We start from the raw sequence: 16,032 nt of genomic DNA on the forward strand, positions 1-16,032 counted from the left end.
AGGGAAATGAGCTGGCTAAATCGACGATATGATCGAAAAAGCGAGCACACAACTCGCCTTTAAGTCCTTCATTGTAAAATTATTTATCGCGTAAATGCTGTGCGGCTTGAGCTTGATCTTCTAATATCCACTCAGCAACTTGCTTTGCAAAGTAAGTCAAAATACCATCAGCACCAGCACGTTTGAAGCAAAGCAGTGATTCCATCACCGTTTCTCGCTCTTTTAACCAACCATTATCAATGGCGGCTTTATGCATTGCGTATTCGCCAGAAACTTGGTAAGCGAATGTTGGCACTTGCAGCTCGGTTTTTACACGCCGAACGACATCCAAGTAGGGCATTCCCGGTTTAACCATTACCATATCTGCCCCTTCACTAATGTCCATCGCCACTTCATGCAAAGCTTCGTCACTATTCGCTGGATCCATCTGGTAATTTTTCTTGTTACCAGCTTTCAAATTATTAGCCGAACCAACGGCATCACGAAATGGTCCATAATAAGAAGAAGCGTATTTCGCTGAATAGGCCATAATTTGCGTATGAATGTACCCAGCTTCTTCTAACGCCTGCCGAATTTTGCCAATCCGACCATCCATCATATCGGATGGCGCGACAACATCAGCACCCGCTTGCGCATGTGATAACGCTTGTTTGACTAACACTTCCGTCGTTTCGTCATTGAGGACATAACCTATCTCATCTATGATGCCATCTTGTCCATGAGTGGTGAAAGGATCTAATGCTACATCAGTAATCACTCCCAGTTGTGGGACATGCTCTTTCAAGACTTTCACCGCTCGCTGCACCAAGCCATCTGGATTATAAGCTTCTGCGGCGTCGAGACTTTTTGCATCCTGTGTCACCACAGGAAAAAGAGCAATGGCAGGAATACCCAATTTGGCTAAGTATTGCGCTTCTTCGAGCAGTAAATCGATGGAAAAGCGTTCAACACCAGGCATGGACTCAACTGGCTCACGACGATCTTTTCCCATAAGCACAAACATCGGATAAATCAAATCATTGACCGACAACTGATGCTCTGCCACTAAACGACGACTGAAATCATGTTTACGTACACGACGTAAACGACGCCCAGGAAACTGACCTTGAATAGATACTGACACTCGACTCTCCTTATTGATGGCTCACTTACCCACAAGAAACCATGATAGCGAGCATTATTGGAAATATTAACCCGATCATATCACTCTGATGATTGCGCGCTAGGATCTATCGATGAAAATACAAAAATGATCTCTTGCTTATGCTCACGTATACTATCAAGCCTGATTTAAATCTAACTCACTAAATGAAGGCTCTATGATTGATACTCATGCCCATATCTACGCCAACGAATTTGATCATGATCGAGAGTTAGTCATCCAACGCGCACTTGAACAAGGAATTGAGCAGATACTAATGCCAAATATTGATCTCGATTCAATTGCTCCGATGCTCGCGACGGAGGATGCCTACCCCACGCTATGCCGCTCAATGATGGGGTTGCATCCTTGTTATGTTAATCAAGAGGTTACACAGACCTTAGCCACAATTGAACGATGGTTAAGCCAGCGAGCGTTTATTGCGGTAGGAGAAATCGGCATCGATCTCTACTGGGATAAAACCTATCGGATCGAGCAGGAAATGGCCTTTATTACTCAATTAAACTGGGCGAAAAGTCTTAACCTTCCGGTGGTGATTCATACTCGTGATTCCATTGAAGAAACGTTAACGCTTCTTAAACAAGAACAAAACGGTCAATTGCGTGGCGTTTTTCATTGCTTTGGCGGAACGAAAGAGCAAGCACAAGCGATCAATGCGCTCGGTTTTCATCTTGGTTTAGGTGGCGTCAGTACCTTTAAAAATGGTGGCATGGATAAGGTTATCCCACACTTAGATCTCAATTATGTGATTCTAGAAACAGACTGCCCTTACCTCGCACCTGTTCCACATCGAGGAAAGCGCAACGAACCCGCTTACACCCGCTTGGTTGCCGAGCGTATTGCCGAATTACGCTCAATAAAATTATCAGAAGTAGATCGTGTGACGACAAACAACGCAAAACAACTCTTTAATTTGTAATCATACCCGTTAATTTGTAGTCATACCTGCAACGCCCACTTGGCCGGATTAAAAAACCAAACAATATCAACACGCCGATTTGTTCGCCTTTGTTATTGCGTTTCTTGCTCTTCATCTTGTCCTCGTTGACCGTAGAAGCGCGCAAAAAATAGCCCAACCTCAAATAGCAAACACATCGGAATAGCCAGCAAGGTTTGCGAAATTATATCCGGTGGCGTAAGTAACATCCCCACCACAAATGCAGCAACCACAATATACGGGCGTTTGGCGGCTAACGCTTTGGGCGTTGTCGCCCCTGTCCAGCACAAGAGAATAATCGCCACTGGCACTTCAAAAGCGATACCAAAGGCTAAAAATAAGGCGAGTACGAAATCTAAATAACTGGCAATGTCAGTGGCAAACTCAACACCACCAAGAGAAATGGCAGTAAAAAAGCCAAACACCAGCGGAAACACCACAAAATAGGCAAATGCGACGCCACAATAAAACAGCAGAGAGCTAGACATCAGTAACGGAAAAATGAGTCGTCGTTCATGTTTATATAGACCTGGTGCCACAAAAGCCCATACCTGATAAAGAATGTAAGGCACAGACAAAAACACCGCGGCAATTAATGTCAATTTAAGTGGGGTAAAAAAAGGAGATGCCACATCGGTCGCAATCATCGTTGCCCCTTCGGGTAAGCGTTCAACCAAAGGGCGAGAAACAAATTCATAGATATGATTAGAAAAATAAATTAAACCGATAAAGACTAAAATTACCGCAGCAATACTGCGTAACAATCGATCGCGCAATTCCAACAAATGGCTAATTAACGGCTGAGTCTGTTCGACGGATGACATGGAAACCTCAACAAGCGTTGAAAAAAGAGTGGTAGTTTCAGGCCACCACTCTTTTATAAATACAAATATCTGAATTAATCGGTGTGGTGTTTCGGCACTTTTTCGGCAGATTGAGCCGAACGGGGTGACGACGGCTGTGCCTGATCCCCCTCACTGGCCGATGAATCAGAACCAGCGCCAGTCTTTGCCGAGGCTCTATCCGCTGAAGCGTAAGGACGTTGCACCTCCTGTGCTGCCTGTTTTAGCTTATCCACTGATTCTTGCAATTCTGGTGATAAGTTTTTCATCCCGAGTTGCTCAGCTTTACGTAAATGTTCTTGCAACTCTTGAACTTTAAGCTCATGGGCTAGCTCATCTTTTACGCTATTGGCCATCCCCTTCGCCGCAGCAATAAATTTAGTCACACTACGAATCGCATGAGGTAAACGCTCCGGACCAAGCACCACCAGTGCCACCACCGAAATTAATATCAGTTCCCAAAAACCGATATCAAACACGATTTATGCCTGCTCTTTGTCTTTTTGAGACTCGCTTGAGTGCTCAGTTTTCTTCTGCTGTAAATTTTTTGATTCAAAATCAGCATCTTGCTCTGGCTTACTTGCTTCATCTTCAGCCATGGCTTTTTTAAAGCCCTTTACTGCACTACCGAGATCACTGCCGATGCCACGTAGTTTTTTCGTACCAAATAACAAAACGACAATCACGGCAATAATAAGAAGTTGCCAAATACTAATACCACCCATGCTTTTTACCTCGGGTTATATGTTACACAATGATTGATTATAAAAATAATCTGCTTTATCGACGGTAAGCCCGCCAACTTAACCACCAACTTATCGCTCCAACAAAAACGGTGCCTGCTGCAAGCGGTGGAGAATGGCTAAATAATAGTGCTGAGCATACGATGAAAGTTGCGCCAACACCAAATAAAAACTGCCCAGTCGACTGTTGTCGTTTCGAAGCTCGATAGCCTTGATAAAGCTCTTCGACCCGTATGTTCAAGTTTTTCCCTTGCTTTAAACTCTCATAGAGAAGCTCTGGGAGTTCTGGTAATTTTTCAGCCCATAATGGTGCTTTTTCTTTTACCGCATTGATCACCGCTTGCGGACCAACTTGCTGCATCATCCATTTTTCTAAAAACGGCTTCGCTGTTTGCCATAAATCTAATTGGGGGTAAAGCTGACGACCTAACCCTTCAACGTACAATAATGTTTTTTGTAATAAAACCAACTGGGGCTGAACTTCCATTTCGAATCGCCTTGCGGTATTAAACAGGTTGAGCAACACATGACCAAATGAAATTTCACATAAAGGTTTGGCAAAAATCGGTTCACAAACAATACGAATCGCCACTTCAAACTCATCAATGTTTGTATCGTGCGGGACCCAGCCAGAATCGACATGCAATTGAGCGACTTTACGGTAATCACGATTAAAAAAAGCTAAAAAGTTTTCCGCTAAATAACGCTTATCCTCCGCATTCAGTGTGCCAACGATACCACAGTCTAATCCAATCCATTGTGGATTTTCTGGATGCAGATGGTTAACAAAAACATTGCCAGGATGCATATCTGCGTGGAAAAAACTGTCTCGGAAAACTTGAGTAAAGAAAACGCTAACGCCACGCTCTGCTAGCAATTTCATGTTAGTTCCGTTGGCGTGTAATGTTTCTAAATCTGAAACTTGAATGCCATATATTCGCTCAGAAACCATCACCGTTTGATTACTAAAATCGGTAATCACTTCAGGAACATAGAGTTCTTCACTCTGCTCAAAATTACGCCTTAACTGGATAGCATTTGCCGCTTCACGACGAAGGTCTAATTCATCGAGCAAGGTTTTCTCATATTCACGCACCACTTCCACAGGCTTTAAACGACGAGATTCTTCTGTCGCTTTGGCGATGATCCGAGCCAAGCGGTACATGAGTTTGATATCTGCATTAATCACAGGGCGAATGTCAGGACGAATCACCTTCAATACAATGTCCCGCCCATTCGACTTCAGTTTTGCCGTATGTACTTGCGCTATCGAAGCTGAGGCCAAGGGTTGAATATCAAAATCATCAAACCAAGTTTCAAGTGGCCCACCCAATGCCTGTTCCATCTGCTGTTTGGCTAACTTACCATCAAACGGGGCAACTTTATCTTGCAGTAATGCCAATTGATCCGCGATATGAGGAGGAAAGAGATCGCGACGCGTCGACATCATCTGACCAAATTTTATCCACACCGGCCCAAGCTCTTGTAGCGCAAGGCGCAACCGTTCGCCAAGCGGTTTATCACTATGTTGGTTGCGGATCCAAAAAAGAGATTGACGAGCTAAAATAGGGGCTTTGGTTAACCGATGTTCAGGTAGTAGTTCATCTAAACCATATTCGAGCTGTACTTTAATGATGCGATATAAACGTTTTAGTTCTGCAAGAGTCATACTTTTTCCAGTAACTGATTCAGTTTTACTTCCACTCGCGCAGCTTGACTTTTGACGTCATCAACTTGATCACAAAAATAAGCGACTTCTAGCGGCGGAGGAGCAAGACGCCACTCTTCGGTTAACACTTGAGCCCAACGATGTTGTTGCTTATCGAGACAGTTATTCGCTAATCGAGCCATATTTTTAGCCCCTTGCACAACTGTGTGTGCAACGACATCCCCCGTCATCCGCGACAACCACTCTTCTAAATCCGGCTGACTCTGTTCAATCAATTGAGCAAACTTTTGCGCGAGTTGCATATCGCCTTGTAAAATTAAACGATCTTGTTTAATTAGCTGGGTTATGTTGGCTTGCTCACGTAATTCAGGTAACACGGAAAGTTGTACGGATAAAAAACAATCGGCTTGGCCTTCATACTGCGCTAACACATCGATTTGTTGGCTAAAAATAAAAGTAAAGGTCTGATTCAGCTCTTTGATATGCACCTGAATGACCTTACCTTTTAAACGAGCCAATCGACGCGCTGAATCGGGAGTATCCTGAATAAAGGTATTAAGCGCTGTTTCCATGACCGCAGTAATCAGTGGCTGAATCGGCATAAGTGCCCCTTAAAATTTATAACCACGATGAAGAGCAACAATTCCACCAGTTAAATTATAGTAACTGGTTTGTTCAAATCCTGCCTCTTCCATCATCCCTTTTAGCGTTTCTTGATCTGGATGCATACGAATGGATTCTGCTAAATAGCGGTAGCTATCGGCATCATTGGCAATTAATCGCCCCATTTTAGGTAAAATGTGGAAAGAATAGGCATCATAAATTTTAGATAGTGGATCTAAAACTGGTTTGGAAAATTCCAAGACTAACAGACGGCCTCCTGGCTTTAAAACCCGAAACATAGACCGTAAGGCTTTATCTTTATCTGTGACATTGCGCAGGCAGAAACTGATCGTAATACAGTCAAAATAGTGATCAGGAAAAGGCAGTTCTTCTGCATTGGCTTGTACATAATGAACATTGCCAATCACGCCTCGATCGCGCAGCTTATCGCGTCCAACATTGAGCATTGAATTATTGATATCCGCTAAGATAACATGCCCTTTATCACCAACTATTCGGGAAAATTTAGCGGTGAGATCGCCGGTACCACCACCTAAATCAAGAATACGTTGCCCCGGACGAGCCCCAGCACAATCAATGGTGAATCGCTTCCATAGTCGATGAATCCCCCCCGACATTAAATCGTTCATCATGTCGTATTTCGCAGCCACTGAATGAAAAACCTGAGCCACTTTGGTGACTTTTTCATCCTTAGCAACGGTCGTAAACCCAAAATGGGTGGTTTCTTGATCTTCTATTACAAGGTTTGCTTGCGCACTGATATCCGTCATTCTCTTTCCTCTTAGGCAGCTATACACCAAAAACTGCAACTGCTGGCGCTTAGTTTACTTTATCCTCAACGGGATGTCTTTCTACTAAAGGGGCAAATTCTGTCTCCTGCTCAAGCTGTGACTTTTCTATCCATTCACTGGCGATTGAACGTTTGACTTCAACACCTAACTGCTTAAAGCTTTCAGCCTGACGGATCGCATTACCTCGACCTGTGGCTAATTTATTCATTGCTGATTGATAGTTTTGGTTCGCACGATCCAATGCGCCGCCTAGCCCTTGCATATCTTCAACAAATAAACGTAGTTTGTCGTATAACTTGCTCGCTCGTTCAGCAATCACTTGGGCATTTTGGTTTTGCCTTTCATTACGCCATAGATTATCAATGGTACGTAATGCAACCAATAAAGTGGTTGGGCTGACTAGAATAATATTTTGTTCCATCGCCTCTTTAACTAAACTGGGATCCGCTTGAATCGCGACCTGAAAAGCAGGTTCAACGGGGATAAACATTAAGACATAGTCTAAACTTTGTAACCCTTTAAGCTGGTGGTAATCTTTTTGACCTAACCCTTTAATATGATTTCTTAAAGCCAGTAAATGATCCCGTAAAGCTGCGTCTCGCTCTTGATCTGTTTCTGCATGAAAATAACGCTCATAAGCGACCAAGGCCATTTTTGAGTCAATCACTACCTGTTTGTCATGAGGTAAGTGAACAATCACATCGGGCTGATACCGTTTACCCGCTTCATTTTGTAAGCTAACTTGAGTTTGATATTCGTGCCCTTCACGTAACCCAGATTCAGCCAATACTCGCGCAAGCACGACTTCTCCCCAGTTCCCTTGCTGCTTATTATCCCCTTTCAGCGCTTGAGTTAAGTTCAGCGCCTCTTTGGCCATCTGTTCATTTAAGCGCTGCAAATTACGTAATTCATGAACTAAGGTATGACGCTCTTTGGCTTCCTGATTAAAACTATCATTAACCTGTTTTTTAAAGCCTTCCAACTGCTGTTTAAGTGGCGAAAGCAAACCTTCTAAACTCTGTTTGTTTTGCACATCCACTTTGGCAGTTTTATGCTCAAACACTTGATTTGCAAGCTGCTCAAACTGCTGCTTTAATCGCTCTTCTGCCCGTTCTAATAACTGTAATTTATCTTGACTGGCCGCCAGCTGTTGCTCATGTCTTGCCTGCTGCTCATGCAGTTGCACTTCAAGTTGCGTTTTCAAATCACGCATCTGGTTGAGTTGCTCAGCATACTGCTGACGCTCTTGCTTAATGGCTTCGAAATAGCGCAACTTTTCCATCACCGCCATCACTTTGCCATGCGCTTGTTTTAATTCGAATTCGGCTTTATCTCGTTGTTGGTCTAGCTCATCCAGCTCTTGTTGGGCTTGCTGCAATGAGTGTTGTAATTGTGCGGTTTGTTGGGCATGCCAATGCGTTTCACTGGTTAATTGCTGCTGGAGTAATTCAACCTGTAGCCGCATTTTTTGCTTCATCCAGCCCGCTATCGTGACACCAGAAACTCCAGCGGCGGCTAACATGCCCATAAGAAGGGAGGAGTGTTCAATCATCCATTGCATAGTCAAAGATTCGTTGCTAATAATCATAACTAAAAAGAGTATGTTTATACTGGATAAATGTCCAGTTATTCAAAGCAATGACTCACATTATCATCGGCTATTTTCGAGAAGGTCTCGGCGCTAGTAATATATCGAAACCACTGATAAGCACATTCACGCCCACTGCCCTGCCACAAAACCACTCGACCAGGCCCATTGGAAATTATAGCCACCGAGCCAACCTGTCACATCCATCACTTCACCGACAAAAAATAAACCCGGGACAGTTTTGCATTCCATGGTTTTCGATGACAGAACCTCAGTATCAACGCCACCACGTGTCACTTCAGCGGTACGATAACCTTCTGTACCATTGGGTATAAGAGTCCATTGCTCAAGCGCTTCTCCCACGCTCAACAGCGCTTTAGTGGAAAACTGTTTCAGCGGTTTATCGACAAAGAGCTGGCGCTCTAGCAACACCTCCACTAACCGTTTTGGTAACACTCGAGCTAAAGTGGTTTTCAGCGTTTGATTGGGGTGATGCTCGCGCGCACTCATCAGCCATGCTTCGAGGTCTGTATCAGGTAACAAATTAATCGTAATCGCTTGACCCGGTTGCCAATAAGACGAAATTTGCAACACCGCTGGCCCAGATAAACCACGATGCGTAAATAACAGCGCTTCTTTAAAACTTTTGCCACATTGAGCCTGAATCTCAACCGGCACCGCAATACCAGACAGTTCAGCTAAGGCTTCTTTATCTGCGACATGCAAAGTAAAAGGCACCAATCCCGCACAGGTCGGTAACACCGGTAATGAAAATTGCTCTGCAATTTTATAGCCAAAGGGGGTCGCCCCAAGTTTTGGCATTGAAAGCCCCCCCGTTGCGACAACCAGCGATTGACACGCCACTTCGCCTTGAGAAGTCTTAAGAAAAAAGCCCGATTCAGTTTTAGTGATCTGTTGAATATCAACTTGATAACGCTGATGGAGGTTGGGTTGGGAGCATTCAGCCAATAACAGGTTAACAATCTCTTTAGCTGAACCCAGACAAAACAATTGGCCATGTTCACGCTCTTCGAAGGCAATGCCATATTGATTGACCAGAGCGATAAAGTCCCAGTTGGTGTATTGCGATAAGGCAGACTTAACAAAATGGGGATTTCGACATAGATAATTGGCCGCAGAGATATTGTAATTGGTGAAATTACAGCGCCCTCCACCTGAGATCAAAATTTTCCGGCCCGGTTTTTTCGCGTGATCAACGAGTAAAACTCGACGCCCACGCTTAGCCGCTTGTGCTGCGCACATTAAACCTGCAGCACCGGCTCCAATTATCACAACGTCTACATTTTCATTCATGACCGATACTCACTGCAATAAAAAAGGATGTGCAACCAGCACATCCTTACTCACTAGGCTCAATATTCTAACGATAAATGCTTATATTGCCAATCGACCTTTCAAAGCAAAAAGGCCACGAGAGAGGTCAATACAAGCAAAGCACAGCAAAGGACAAACAGCTCTCTTACGCGAGAGCACTTACCAGTAAAGATAGGATCATGGTGATGATGATATTCTTTACTCTTCAAATAATGATAAAGGCGAACTTGTTTGGTGACATTAGCATGGGTAGTAAAAAATCCCCCTCCATCCACTTGCTGGTAAAGCAATGGATGAGCTTCGCGCATGATATAGATAAGCGAACGAAGTGCGGTTAGATACCGAACAATATTAATGCCCGTCACCACCATAAGTGCTAAAAGAATCGTATCTCCACTGATCATCTTTTCCTCCCTACATCCTTGGTAAGTCTGCCCAGAGAAAAAGACACAGCTATTCATTTGTCTTTTTGCTGAGGTTACTCAGCGGGGGCATCCATTACTGAAGATGAGCCTGCTTTTGCCAATGCCGCTAGATCTTTATCAATGAAGAACAACGCTTTTCCATCTTCACCGACCAGTTCTAGCTTGTCTAAAATCCCTTTAAACAACTTCTCTTCTTCATGCTGCTCAGCAACATACCATTGAAGGAAGTTAAAGGTTGAGTAATCTTGTGATGTAAAAGCCACATGAGCGAGTTTATTAATTTGTTGAGTAATCATCTGCTCATGCTCATACGTTTCACGAAATACTTCACCTAAGCTTGCAAAATCGTGCTTTGGTGCAGCGATAGAACCAATAAGAGGTAAGGCACCGGTTTCGCTCACATAGGTAAATAAACGCTGCATATGCTGCATTTCTTCTACGGCATGAGCACGTAGAAACTCGGCCGCACCTTCAAATCCTTTATCTTCACACCAAGCACTCATTTGTAAGTATAGATTGGATGAAAAAAATTCAAGATTAATTTGATCATTCAATTGATCAATCATTGCAGGTGATAACATTTGTGACTCCAGTGATTAAGACAGCTTATGATAACTATATCATGCTATTTCGTTATTGTTATCCCCAAACAATGATTGTTATCCCCAAGCCACGGATGGCTCTCACCATCCCATGAGCATAGACAGGCGATATGATTGGGGTGAACGAACCTAGCCCCCCTGCGGCTTCAAGTTGGAAGGGTATAGATGCGAAGTAAGACATGCTCTTCACCTTCGATATGAGATCATGCTGGCAAAAAAACGGAGCTTGACATGTTAATCTGTCGTCAGTCATCGATAAGGAGATAGTATGATGAGTTATCAACATATTTTAGTTGCAGTCGACCTCTCTGAAGAGAGCAAGATTTTAATCGATAGAGCAGTAGCGCTCGCCAAACCACTCAATGCAGAACTCTCTTTTATTCATATTGATGTGAATTATGCAGAATTGTACACCGGTCTTATTGATATCAATTTGGCTGAAACCCAGCACCATTCTATGGAAAATTCACAAAAACAATTACAAGAGCTAGCAGATTACGCTAACTACCCGATTCACCACACACTGGTCGGTAGCGGTGACCTAAGTAACGAGCTGTGCGAAACCATTAATGAGTTTAATATTGATCTTGTTGTCTGTGGGCATCATCAAGATTTTTGGAGTAAGATTCTCTCCTCCACGCGTCAATTGATTAATTGCTCACCCGTCGATATGTTGGTTGTACCACTCAACGACTGACGATAGGCAAAAAGTCAGCTAGACTGCTGAAAGTTCTCATTCATGTACCAGTATTATGATTTACTTATCTGCAGTTACTCTACTATGGGCTTTTTCCTTCAGCCTGATCGGCGTTTATCTCGCAGGTCAGGTTGATGCTTGGTTTGCGGTTTGGATGCGAGTCGCTCTTGCTTGCGTGGTCTTTTTGCCTTTTCTACAGGTTAAGCAAGTTCCTAAGGCGTTAATGGCCAAACTCATGGCCATTGGCGGTATTCAATTAGGGTTGATGTATTGCTTCTACTACCAATCTTTTTTACTGTTATCGGTTCCTGAAGTTTTACTGTTTACCGTACTCACTCCTATTTATGTCACCTTATTGTACGATCTCCTGAGAGGGCATTTCTCACCCTGGTACTTAGTGACGGCCAGCATTGCTGTGATCGGTGCAATATGGATCAAGTTTGCTGGGATTAACGAGCATTTTTTTCTTGGCTTTATGGTTGTTCAAGGAGCAAACCTTTGCTTTGCTATCGGTCAAGTCGGCTATAAATACGTGATGGAAAAAGAACCTATCGAACTTCCTCAACATGCATTATTTGGTTATTTTTATCTTGGTGCTTTTTTGGTTGCCAGCATCGCATTCCTGTTGTTAGGCAATCCCCAGCAGTTACCAAACAACTCATTACAATGGGGGATATTAATCTATCTCGGGCTAATTGCTTCAGGATTGGGTTATTTTGCTTGGAATAAAGGCGCTTGCCAAGTTAATGCAGGGGCGTTAGCCATTATGAACAATGCGCTGGTTCCCGCAGGGTTAGTGATCAATATCGTCATCTGGAATCGAGATGTGGATTTGCTGCGGTTATCTGTGGGAGGAGGGATTATCTTACTTTCACTCTGGCTCAATGAAACATGGGTTAAACGACAGGTTGCACGAAGCTATCGACATAAAACACATCGTCAACCCTAAACGGTAAAATATTAGTGGAACTGAGTGAGAGAGATCTCGTCGTTAAGCGGCAGTAACTTGAGTTCGGTAAACTTACCTTGTAATGCTTGCTGCTTTTTCATTAACTTATGCTGTTTTTTAAGCACTTTTGCCAGTTTTTTCTGGTATTTTTTCTGCTTCTTTAGCGTTTTTTTAGTTAAAACCGATACCGATGTTTGCGAACCTAACGTGGTCGAAAGTAGTGGTTGAGTGAGTCGATCATTTTTTGCTATCTGCAATGACTGAGGTTTACATAAGAGGCTCTTATCGACAGCACTGCGCGCACATGCGCCGCAAATATAGCTTGGCTGCATCACTAATTGCTGTATCTCGCCCATTGATGTACGAATATCGTGACGATTAAGCTTGCATAAACGTTTAACCATAATAAACACAACCAAAATAACAATAAGAATGATTCTTAGTTAGATATATATCAAGCGGTGTAGAATAGCAAGCAAGATTTCAGTCACTCATTCGATGTCTCGTGTATTGATATCCGTCATTGCGGCTATCACGTAGACATCAAAACGATTCTTTTTCGTCTCAATAACCATGCTGGGCTTTTGTTCTGCCAGCCACGGAGCATAATCAGGCCTTTTTACCACCACCCGCTTACTAGCAAGCTGTAAAGCGGGAGTAAGTAGCGCATCAGCGTCACTATCCGCTCCAACTAATGATTGAAATACCCGCATCTCTTTTTTCACTAACGCGCTTTTCTTCTTGTTCTCAGGGTGCGGATACATGGGATCGAGATAGACAACATCTGGCTGACAGAAACTCACATCATCGGCTAGCTTTTGTAGCGCATCATGGCTCGATGCGTGTAATAAATTCACCCGTTCACTGACCCATGGGCCAATGTCTCTATCTTGTTTGGCTCGTTGCAAACCATCCTCCAACAGCGCCGCGACCACAGGATGACGCTCAACCATTTGCACTCGACATCCTAAGGACGCCAACACAAACGCATCACGCCCTAGACCAGCCGTTGCGTCTAATACCGTCGGTAACCTTCCTTTATTAAGCCCTGCCGCCTTCGCTATCGCCTGTCCTTTACCGCCACCAAATTTGCGCCGATGAGCGACTGCACCACTCACCCAGTCAACATAGATGGCACCTAATTTGGGCTCATCCACTTTACGTAGCTCTAGCCGCTCAGCGGTCAATACCAAAGCAAACTGGCTGTTTTGGCAATGCGTTAATCGCCAATGCTGGGCAATAAGTGTCAGTTGTTCAGCTCGTTCAGGAGCTTCACATAGTAACTGTAACTGCAAAGGAGGCACTCCAAAGAGAGAAAAAATCAGCGCTAGTGTAGCGAATTTTCCTGATCACAGCGATATTTTCACGCTGTTGATAACGCGTATCCTTAATTCAAACGGATGTTAATTCTACCTAAACGATGGCTTGGCAGGCTGGGGAAATCATGTTATCTAATGATCATTACACTTAGTTTCGCGCTTTAATCGCGTATTGCTCAGGATCAACCATGCAAGCAGCCCCAACCAAATTAGACAATCTGGATCGCGCCATTTTAAAAATATTAATGGATGATGCCCGAACCCCTTATGCTGAAATGGCCAAACAATTTAATGTCAGCCCTGCGACGATCCATGTTCGAATTGAGAAAATGAAAGCGGCCGACATTATCCAGCGTACCGAAGTTGTAGTAAATACAAAAAAGCTAGGCTATGACGTCTGCTGTTTTATTGGGATCAATCTCAATGCCGCGCGAGACTATCATTCGGCACTGGCGAAACTTAACGCACTGGAAGAAGTGGTTGAGGCTTATTACACCACCGGTGCATACAATATTTTTGTTAAGTTGATGTGTAAATCAATTGAAGAATTACAGCACGTATTAATTGATAAATTGCAAGCAATCGACGAAGTACAATCCACTGAAACCCTGATTTCTCTACAAAACCCCATCAATCGCAACGTAAACCCATAACACAGCAAACCGCAAATAAATGGTGATAGCACTATCTAGCTAGATTAGCGGCCTAATTACTTATTGAGGAATTTTAGTAGGTCTTCAGCGGAAATACCTTGCGCGACAAGTTCTTGAGCCATTTGTTCAACCTGTTCATGTTTACGAGACTCAATCACTTGTTGAAATTGATAAACGAGATCACGCAAAACTGGGACAGGAACTTGTTTGGCGGCGCTACGAATACGTTCACTACTTTGGTTGCCCAGTTCATTAAGTAACTTGCCAAACATCACCTTCTCTGGAGACTCATCAAGCTGTTCCCAAATGCGAGCCATTTCATAAGTGGTCATAGACATCGTATCGTAATTCCAAAATATCATGCAAAAATATAAGAGTGGACAATATACACGCCTTAAAACGATTAGAAAATAGCTAACAGAGCCTATTTTATGAGGAATGTAACGCCCATTGATGCCAGCGACGACCGGCTTTAGAAAAGAGAATAATCAATCCGGGGGCCAATAGCCACATATGTAAAGCGATCAGCATTTGTGGCTCAAGATTAAATCGTTGCAGTGAACCGACTAATAAGCCGGATCCACTCATTTGGAACAAACCTAGCAATGCTGCAGCGGTTCCTGCTTTATCACCAAATGGAGCCAGTGCTTTCCCCGCCGCCGCACCCAATATCCAAGCAAAGCCAACAGAGGATAAAAAAATCGGTACCATAAAAGCGAATGCTGTTTGTATGTGAGCAAGCACTATCATTAAAGTACCAGATATAATTAAAGTTATAATGCCCAGAACTAATATTCGGTGAGTTCCCACCTTTTCCATAACACGAGGGGCAGAGAGACAAGCCACTATATTAACCAACGCATTCAATCCGAACCAAAATGTAAATTGATTCATGGTGAGCCCTAACCGCTCCATTAATACCAAAGGTGCTGAGGTTACATAAGCCAAAATAACAGCCATTGCGAACAAACATAATGACGCATGAAATAAAAAGGAAGGCGTTTTCAGCACTGCCCAATAACGAGACAATTTAAATACCGCTTGCTTTTCTGTACTTGGATTGGTTTCTTGCATGCATAGCAACATCAGCAATCCCACTGTGACGGCAAAACCTGCCATAAAGCTAAAATTTGCTCGCCAGCCAAACTGTTGTGTTAACCAACTACCAAGAATAGGTGCTAAAGCGGGGATAAAGCAGATGGCTCCATTTAAGTAACTGATCATTTTACCACTGCGTTCTGGGCCAAAAAGATCGCGAACTGTTGCAAAGGCTGCTACCGATGTTGCACATGCACCTAAGCCTTGTAGCAGACGAGCCATCAGCATCCATTCAATATTTTGTGCGCTCCACGCCAATAAAGCGCTCAATGCATAGATGCCTATCCCTCCTAATGCAACAGTTCGACGTCCAAGTTTGTCAGCTAATGGGCCAGAGAACAGTTGTCCAACCCCCATAGCAAACAAAAACCAAGTAATCGTATCTTGTGCTAACGCATGTTCCACGTGAAACGATTGAGCAATCATCGGAAGTGCAGGGAGATAAATATCAATCGCTAATGGACTAAATAAAACCAACAAAATCAGCAAGCCCATTTGCTGTTGACGACTAACCTGCTTATTCACTTTCACTCATTTGACCCATTTTTATTTCTACGTTATATCGACGAAAGTGATCATAGCGCTATCTTGATATGAG

Annotated in this window: 20 protein-coding genes; 4 read left to right on the forward strand and 16 right to left on the reverse strand. The window is 43.4% G+C overall.

The window, feature by feature from the left end:
• Positions 1–79 precede the first annotated feature (79 nt).
• On the reverse strand, positions 80–1,123 hold the full coding sequence (gene hemB / locus FKN05_RS15225; RefSeq protein ID WP_161427257.1) for a porphobilinogen synthase: 1,044 nt from the start codon (positions 1,121–1,123) through the stop codon (positions 80–82).
• A gap of 196 nt (positions 1,124–1,319) precedes the next feature.
• Here hemB and FKN05_RS15230 point away from each other — a divergent pair, with 196 nt between their 5' ends.
• Positions 1,320–2,081 (forward strand): TatD family hydrolase, encoded by a 762-nt coding sequence (locus FKN05_RS15230; protein ID WP_170887883.1) that lies wholly within the window; start codon positions 1,320–1,322, stop codon positions 2,079–2,081.
• A 92-nt stretch (positions 2,082–2,173) separates the two neighbouring features.
• Here FKN05_RS15230 and tatC read toward each other — a convergent pair whose 3' ends face one another.
• The 11 genes from tatC to FKN05_RS15285 all read right to left on the reverse strand — a co-directional run bounded on the left by tatC (position 2,174) and on the right by FKN05_RS15285 (position 10,899).
• On the reverse strand, positions 2,174–2,923 hold the full coding sequence (gene tatC / locus FKN05_RS15235; RefSeq protein WP_099610336.1) for a twin-arginine translocase subunit TatC: 750 nt from the start codon (positions 2,921–2,923) through the stop codon (positions 2,174–2,176).
• A 74-nt stretch (positions 2,924–2,997) separates the two neighbouring features.
• On the reverse strand, positions 2,998–3,420 hold the full coding sequence (gene tatB, locus FKN05_RS15240; protein WP_099610335.1) for a Sec-independent protein translocase protein TatB: 423 nt from the start codon (positions 3,418–3,420) through the stop codon (positions 2,998–3,000).
• Between the two features lie 3 nt (positions 3,421–3,423).
• Positions 3,424–3,666 carry a Sec-independent protein translocase subunit TatA gene (gene tatA / locus FKN05_RS15245; RefSeq protein WP_099610334.1) on the reverse strand — a complete coding sequence of 81 codons (243 nt, stop codon included), beginning with the start codon at positions 3,664–3,666 and terminating at the stop codon, positions 3,424–3,426.
• Between the two features lie 55 nt (positions 3,667–3,721).
• Entirely contained in the window at positions 3,722–5,353 is a 1,632-nt protein-coding gene (ubiB, locus tag FKN05_RS15250; protein ID WP_170887885.1) for a ubiquinone biosynthesis regulatory protein kinase UbiB, read from the reverse strand.
• Positions 5,350–5,955, reverse strand: a complete 606-nt coding sequence (locus FKN05_RS15255; protein ID WP_170887887.1) for a ubiquinone biosynthesis accessory factor UbiJ — start codon at positions 5,953–5,955, stop codon at positions 5,350–5,352. Before FKN05_RS15255 ends, ubiB begins: the two co-directional genes overlap by 4 nt.
• Positions 5,956–5,964: 9 nt before the next feature.
• Positions 5,965–6,747, reverse strand: a complete 783-nt coding sequence (gene ubiE / locus FKN05_RS15260) for a bifunctional demethylmenaquinone methyltransferase/2-methoxy-6-polyprenyl-1,4-benzoquinol methylase UbiE (RefSeq protein ID WP_099610332.1) — start codon at positions 6,745–6,747, stop codon at positions 5,965–5,967.
• A gap of 49 nt (positions 6,748–6,796) precedes the next feature.
• Positions 6,797–8,329 carry a DNA recombination protein RmuC gene (locus FKN05_RS15265; RefSeq protein WP_099610331.1) on the reverse strand — a complete coding sequence of 511 codons (1,533 nt, stop codon included), beginning with the start codon at positions 8,327–8,329 and terminating at the stop codon, positions 6,797–6,799.
• Between the two features lie 153 nt (positions 8,330–8,482).
• Positions 8,483–9,670 carry a BaiN/RdsA family NAD(P)/FAD-dependent oxidoreductase gene (locus FKN05_RS15270; RefSeq protein WP_161427240.1) on the reverse strand — a complete coding sequence of 396 codons (1,188 nt, stop codon included), beginning with the start codon at positions 9,668–9,670 and terminating at the stop codon, positions 8,483–8,485.
• Between the two features lie 101 nt (positions 9,671–9,771).
• Positions 9,772–10,095 (reverse strand): universal stress protein UspB, encoded by a 324-nt coding sequence (uspB, locus tag FKN05_RS15275; protein WP_161427239.1) that lies wholly within the window; start codon positions 10,093–10,095, stop codon positions 9,772–9,774.
• Between the two features lie 74 nt (positions 10,096–10,169).
• Complete coding sequence (ftnA, locus tag FKN05_RS15280) at positions 10,170–10,697, reverse strand: non-heme ferritin (RefSeq protein WP_099610328.1); 528 nt, start codon at positions 10,695–10,697, stop codon at positions 10,170–10,172.
• A 58-nt stretch (positions 10,698–10,755) separates the two neighbouring features.
• Positions 10,756–10,899: a hypothetical protein gene (locus tag FKN05_RS15285; RefSeq protein ID WP_157928675.1), complete on the reverse strand. Its 144-nt coding sequence runs from the start codon at positions 10,897–10,899 to the stop codon at positions 10,756–10,758.
• 90 nt (positions 10,900–10,989) lie between these two features.
• Here FKN05_RS15285 and uspA point away from each other — a divergent pair, with 90 nt between their 5' ends.
• The gene (uspA, locus tag FKN05_RS15290) at positions 10,990–11,415 is read left to right on the forward strand and encodes a universal stress protein UspA (protein WP_099610391.1); all 426 of its coding nucleotides are present in this window, start codon (positions 10,990–10,992) and stop codon (positions 11,413–11,415) included.
• 55 nt (positions 11,416–11,470) lie between these two features.
• Positions 11,471–12,364: a carboxylate/amino acid/amine transporter gene (locus tag FKN05_RS15295; protein ID WP_099610327.1), complete on the forward strand. Its 894-nt coding sequence runs from the start codon at positions 11,471–11,473 to the stop codon at positions 12,362–12,364.
• 11 nt (positions 12,365–12,375) lie between these two features.
• Here the strand turns inward: FKN05_RS15295 and FKN05_RS15300 are convergent, their stop codons facing one another.
• Entirely contained in the window at positions 12,376–12,768 is a 393-nt protein-coding gene (locus FKN05_RS15300) for a hypothetical protein (RefSeq protein WP_099610390.1), read from the reverse strand.
• Positions 12,769–12,855: 87 nt separating this feature from the next.
• Positions 12,856–13,659 (reverse strand): class I SAM-dependent methyltransferase, encoded by an 804-nt coding sequence (locus tag FKN05_RS15305; protein ID WP_161427238.1) that lies wholly within the window; start codon positions 13,657–13,659, stop codon positions 12,856–12,858.
• A gap of 212 nt (positions 13,660–13,871) precedes the next feature.
• Here FKN05_RS15305 and asnC point away from each other — a divergent pair, with 212 nt between their 5' ends.
• Positions 13,872–14,336 (forward strand): transcriptional regulator AsnC, encoded by a 465-nt coding sequence (gene asnC, locus FKN05_RS15310; RefSeq protein WP_099610325.1) that lies wholly within the window; start codon positions 13,872–13,874, stop codon positions 14,334–14,336.
• A 56-nt stretch (positions 14,337–14,392) separates the two neighbouring features.
• On the opposite strand, the gene tsrA is transcribed toward asnC, so the two are convergent.
• Both tsrA and FKN05_RS15320 read right to left on the reverse strand, forming a co-directional pair.
• Positions 14,393–14,674 carry an H-NS-like global regulator TsrA gene (gene tsrA, locus FKN05_RS15315; protein ID WP_099610324.1) on the reverse strand — a complete coding sequence of 94 codons (282 nt, stop codon included), beginning with the start codon at positions 14,672–14,674 and terminating at the stop codon, positions 14,393–14,395.
• Between the two features lie 91 nt (positions 14,675–14,765).
• A complete protein-coding gene (locus FKN05_RS15320; protein ID WP_443083773.1) occupies positions 14,766–15,959 on the reverse strand; it encodes a multidrug effflux MFS transporter in 1,194 nt (397 codons plus the stop codon).
• Positions 15,960–16,032: the final 73 nt, after the last annotated feature.

This window comes from Vibrio sp. 1-1(7) (assembly GCF_013048485.1).
In the GTDB taxonomy this organism is placed as follows: domain Bacteria; phylum Pseudomonadota; class Gammaproteobacteria; order Enterobacterales; family Vibrionaceae; genus Vibrio; species Vibrio fujianensis.

What these genes read in the sequence shown, in the direction of transcription:
- FKN05_RS15230 (WP_170887883.1), top strand. Translation starts at nt 1,320, where the DNA reads ATGATTGATACTCATGCCCATATCTACGCCAACGAATTTGATCATGAT.
- tatC (WP_099610336.1), bottom strand. Translation starts at nt 2,923, where the DNA reads ATGTCATCCGTCGAACAGACTCAGCCGTTAATTAGCCATTTGTTGGAA.
- tatA (WP_099610334.1), bottom strand. Translation starts at nt 3,666, where the DNA reads ATGGGTGGTATTAGTATTTGGCAACTTCTTATTATTGCCGTGATTGTC.
- ubiB (WP_170887885.1), bottom strand. Translation starts at nt 5,353, where the DNA reads ATGACTCTTGCAGAACTAAAACGTTTATATCGCATCATTAAAGTACAG.
- FKN05_RS15255 (WP_170887887.1), bottom strand. Translation starts at nt 5,955, where the DNA reads ATGCCGATTCAGCCACTGATTACTGCGGTCATGGAAACAGCGCTTAAT.
- ubiE (WP_099610332.1), bottom strand. Translation starts at nt 6,747, where the DNA reads ATGACGGATATCAGTGCGCAAGCAAACCTTGTAATAGAAGATCAAGAA.
- FKN05_RS15265 (WP_099610331.1), bottom strand. Translation starts at nt 8,329, where the DNA reads ATGCAATGGATGATTGAACACTCCTCCCTTCTTATGGGCATGTTAGCC.
- FKN05_RS15270 (WP_161427240.1), bottom strand. Translation starts at nt 9,670, where the DNA reads ATGAATGAAAATGTAGACGTTGTGATAATTGGAGCCGGTGCTGCAGGT.
- uspB (WP_161427239.1), bottom strand. Translation starts at nt 10,095, where the DNA reads ATGATCAGTGGAGATACGATTCTTTTAGCACTTATGGTGGTGACGGGC.
- ftnA (WP_099610328.1), bottom strand. Translation starts at nt 10,697, where the DNA reads ATGTTATCACCTGCAATGATTGATCAATTGAATGATCAAATTAATCTT.
- FKN05_RS15285 (WP_157928675.1), bottom strand. Translation starts at nt 10,899, where the DNA reads ATGTCTTACTTCGCATCTATACCCTTCCAACTTGAAGCCGCAGGGGGG.
- uspA (WP_099610391.1), top strand. Translation starts at nt 10,990, where the DNA reads ATGAGTTATCAACATATTTTAGTTGCAGTCGACCTCTCTGAAGAGAGC.
- FKN05_RS15295 (WP_099610327.1), top strand. Translation starts at nt 11,471, where the DNA reads ATGATTTACTTATCTGCAGTTACTCTACTATGGGCTTTTTCCTTCAGC.
- FKN05_RS15300 (WP_099610390.1), bottom strand. Translation starts at nt 12,768, where the DNA reads ATGGTTAAACGTTTATGCAAGCTTAATCGTCACGATATTCGTACATCA.
- asnC (WP_099610325.1), top strand. Translation starts at nt 13,872, where the DNA reads ATGCAAGCAGCCCCAACCAAATTAGACAATCTGGATCGCGCCATTTTA.
- tsrA (WP_099610324.1), bottom strand. Translation starts at nt 14,674, where the DNA reads ATGTCTATGACCACTTATGAAATGGCTCGCATTTGGGAACAGCTTGAT.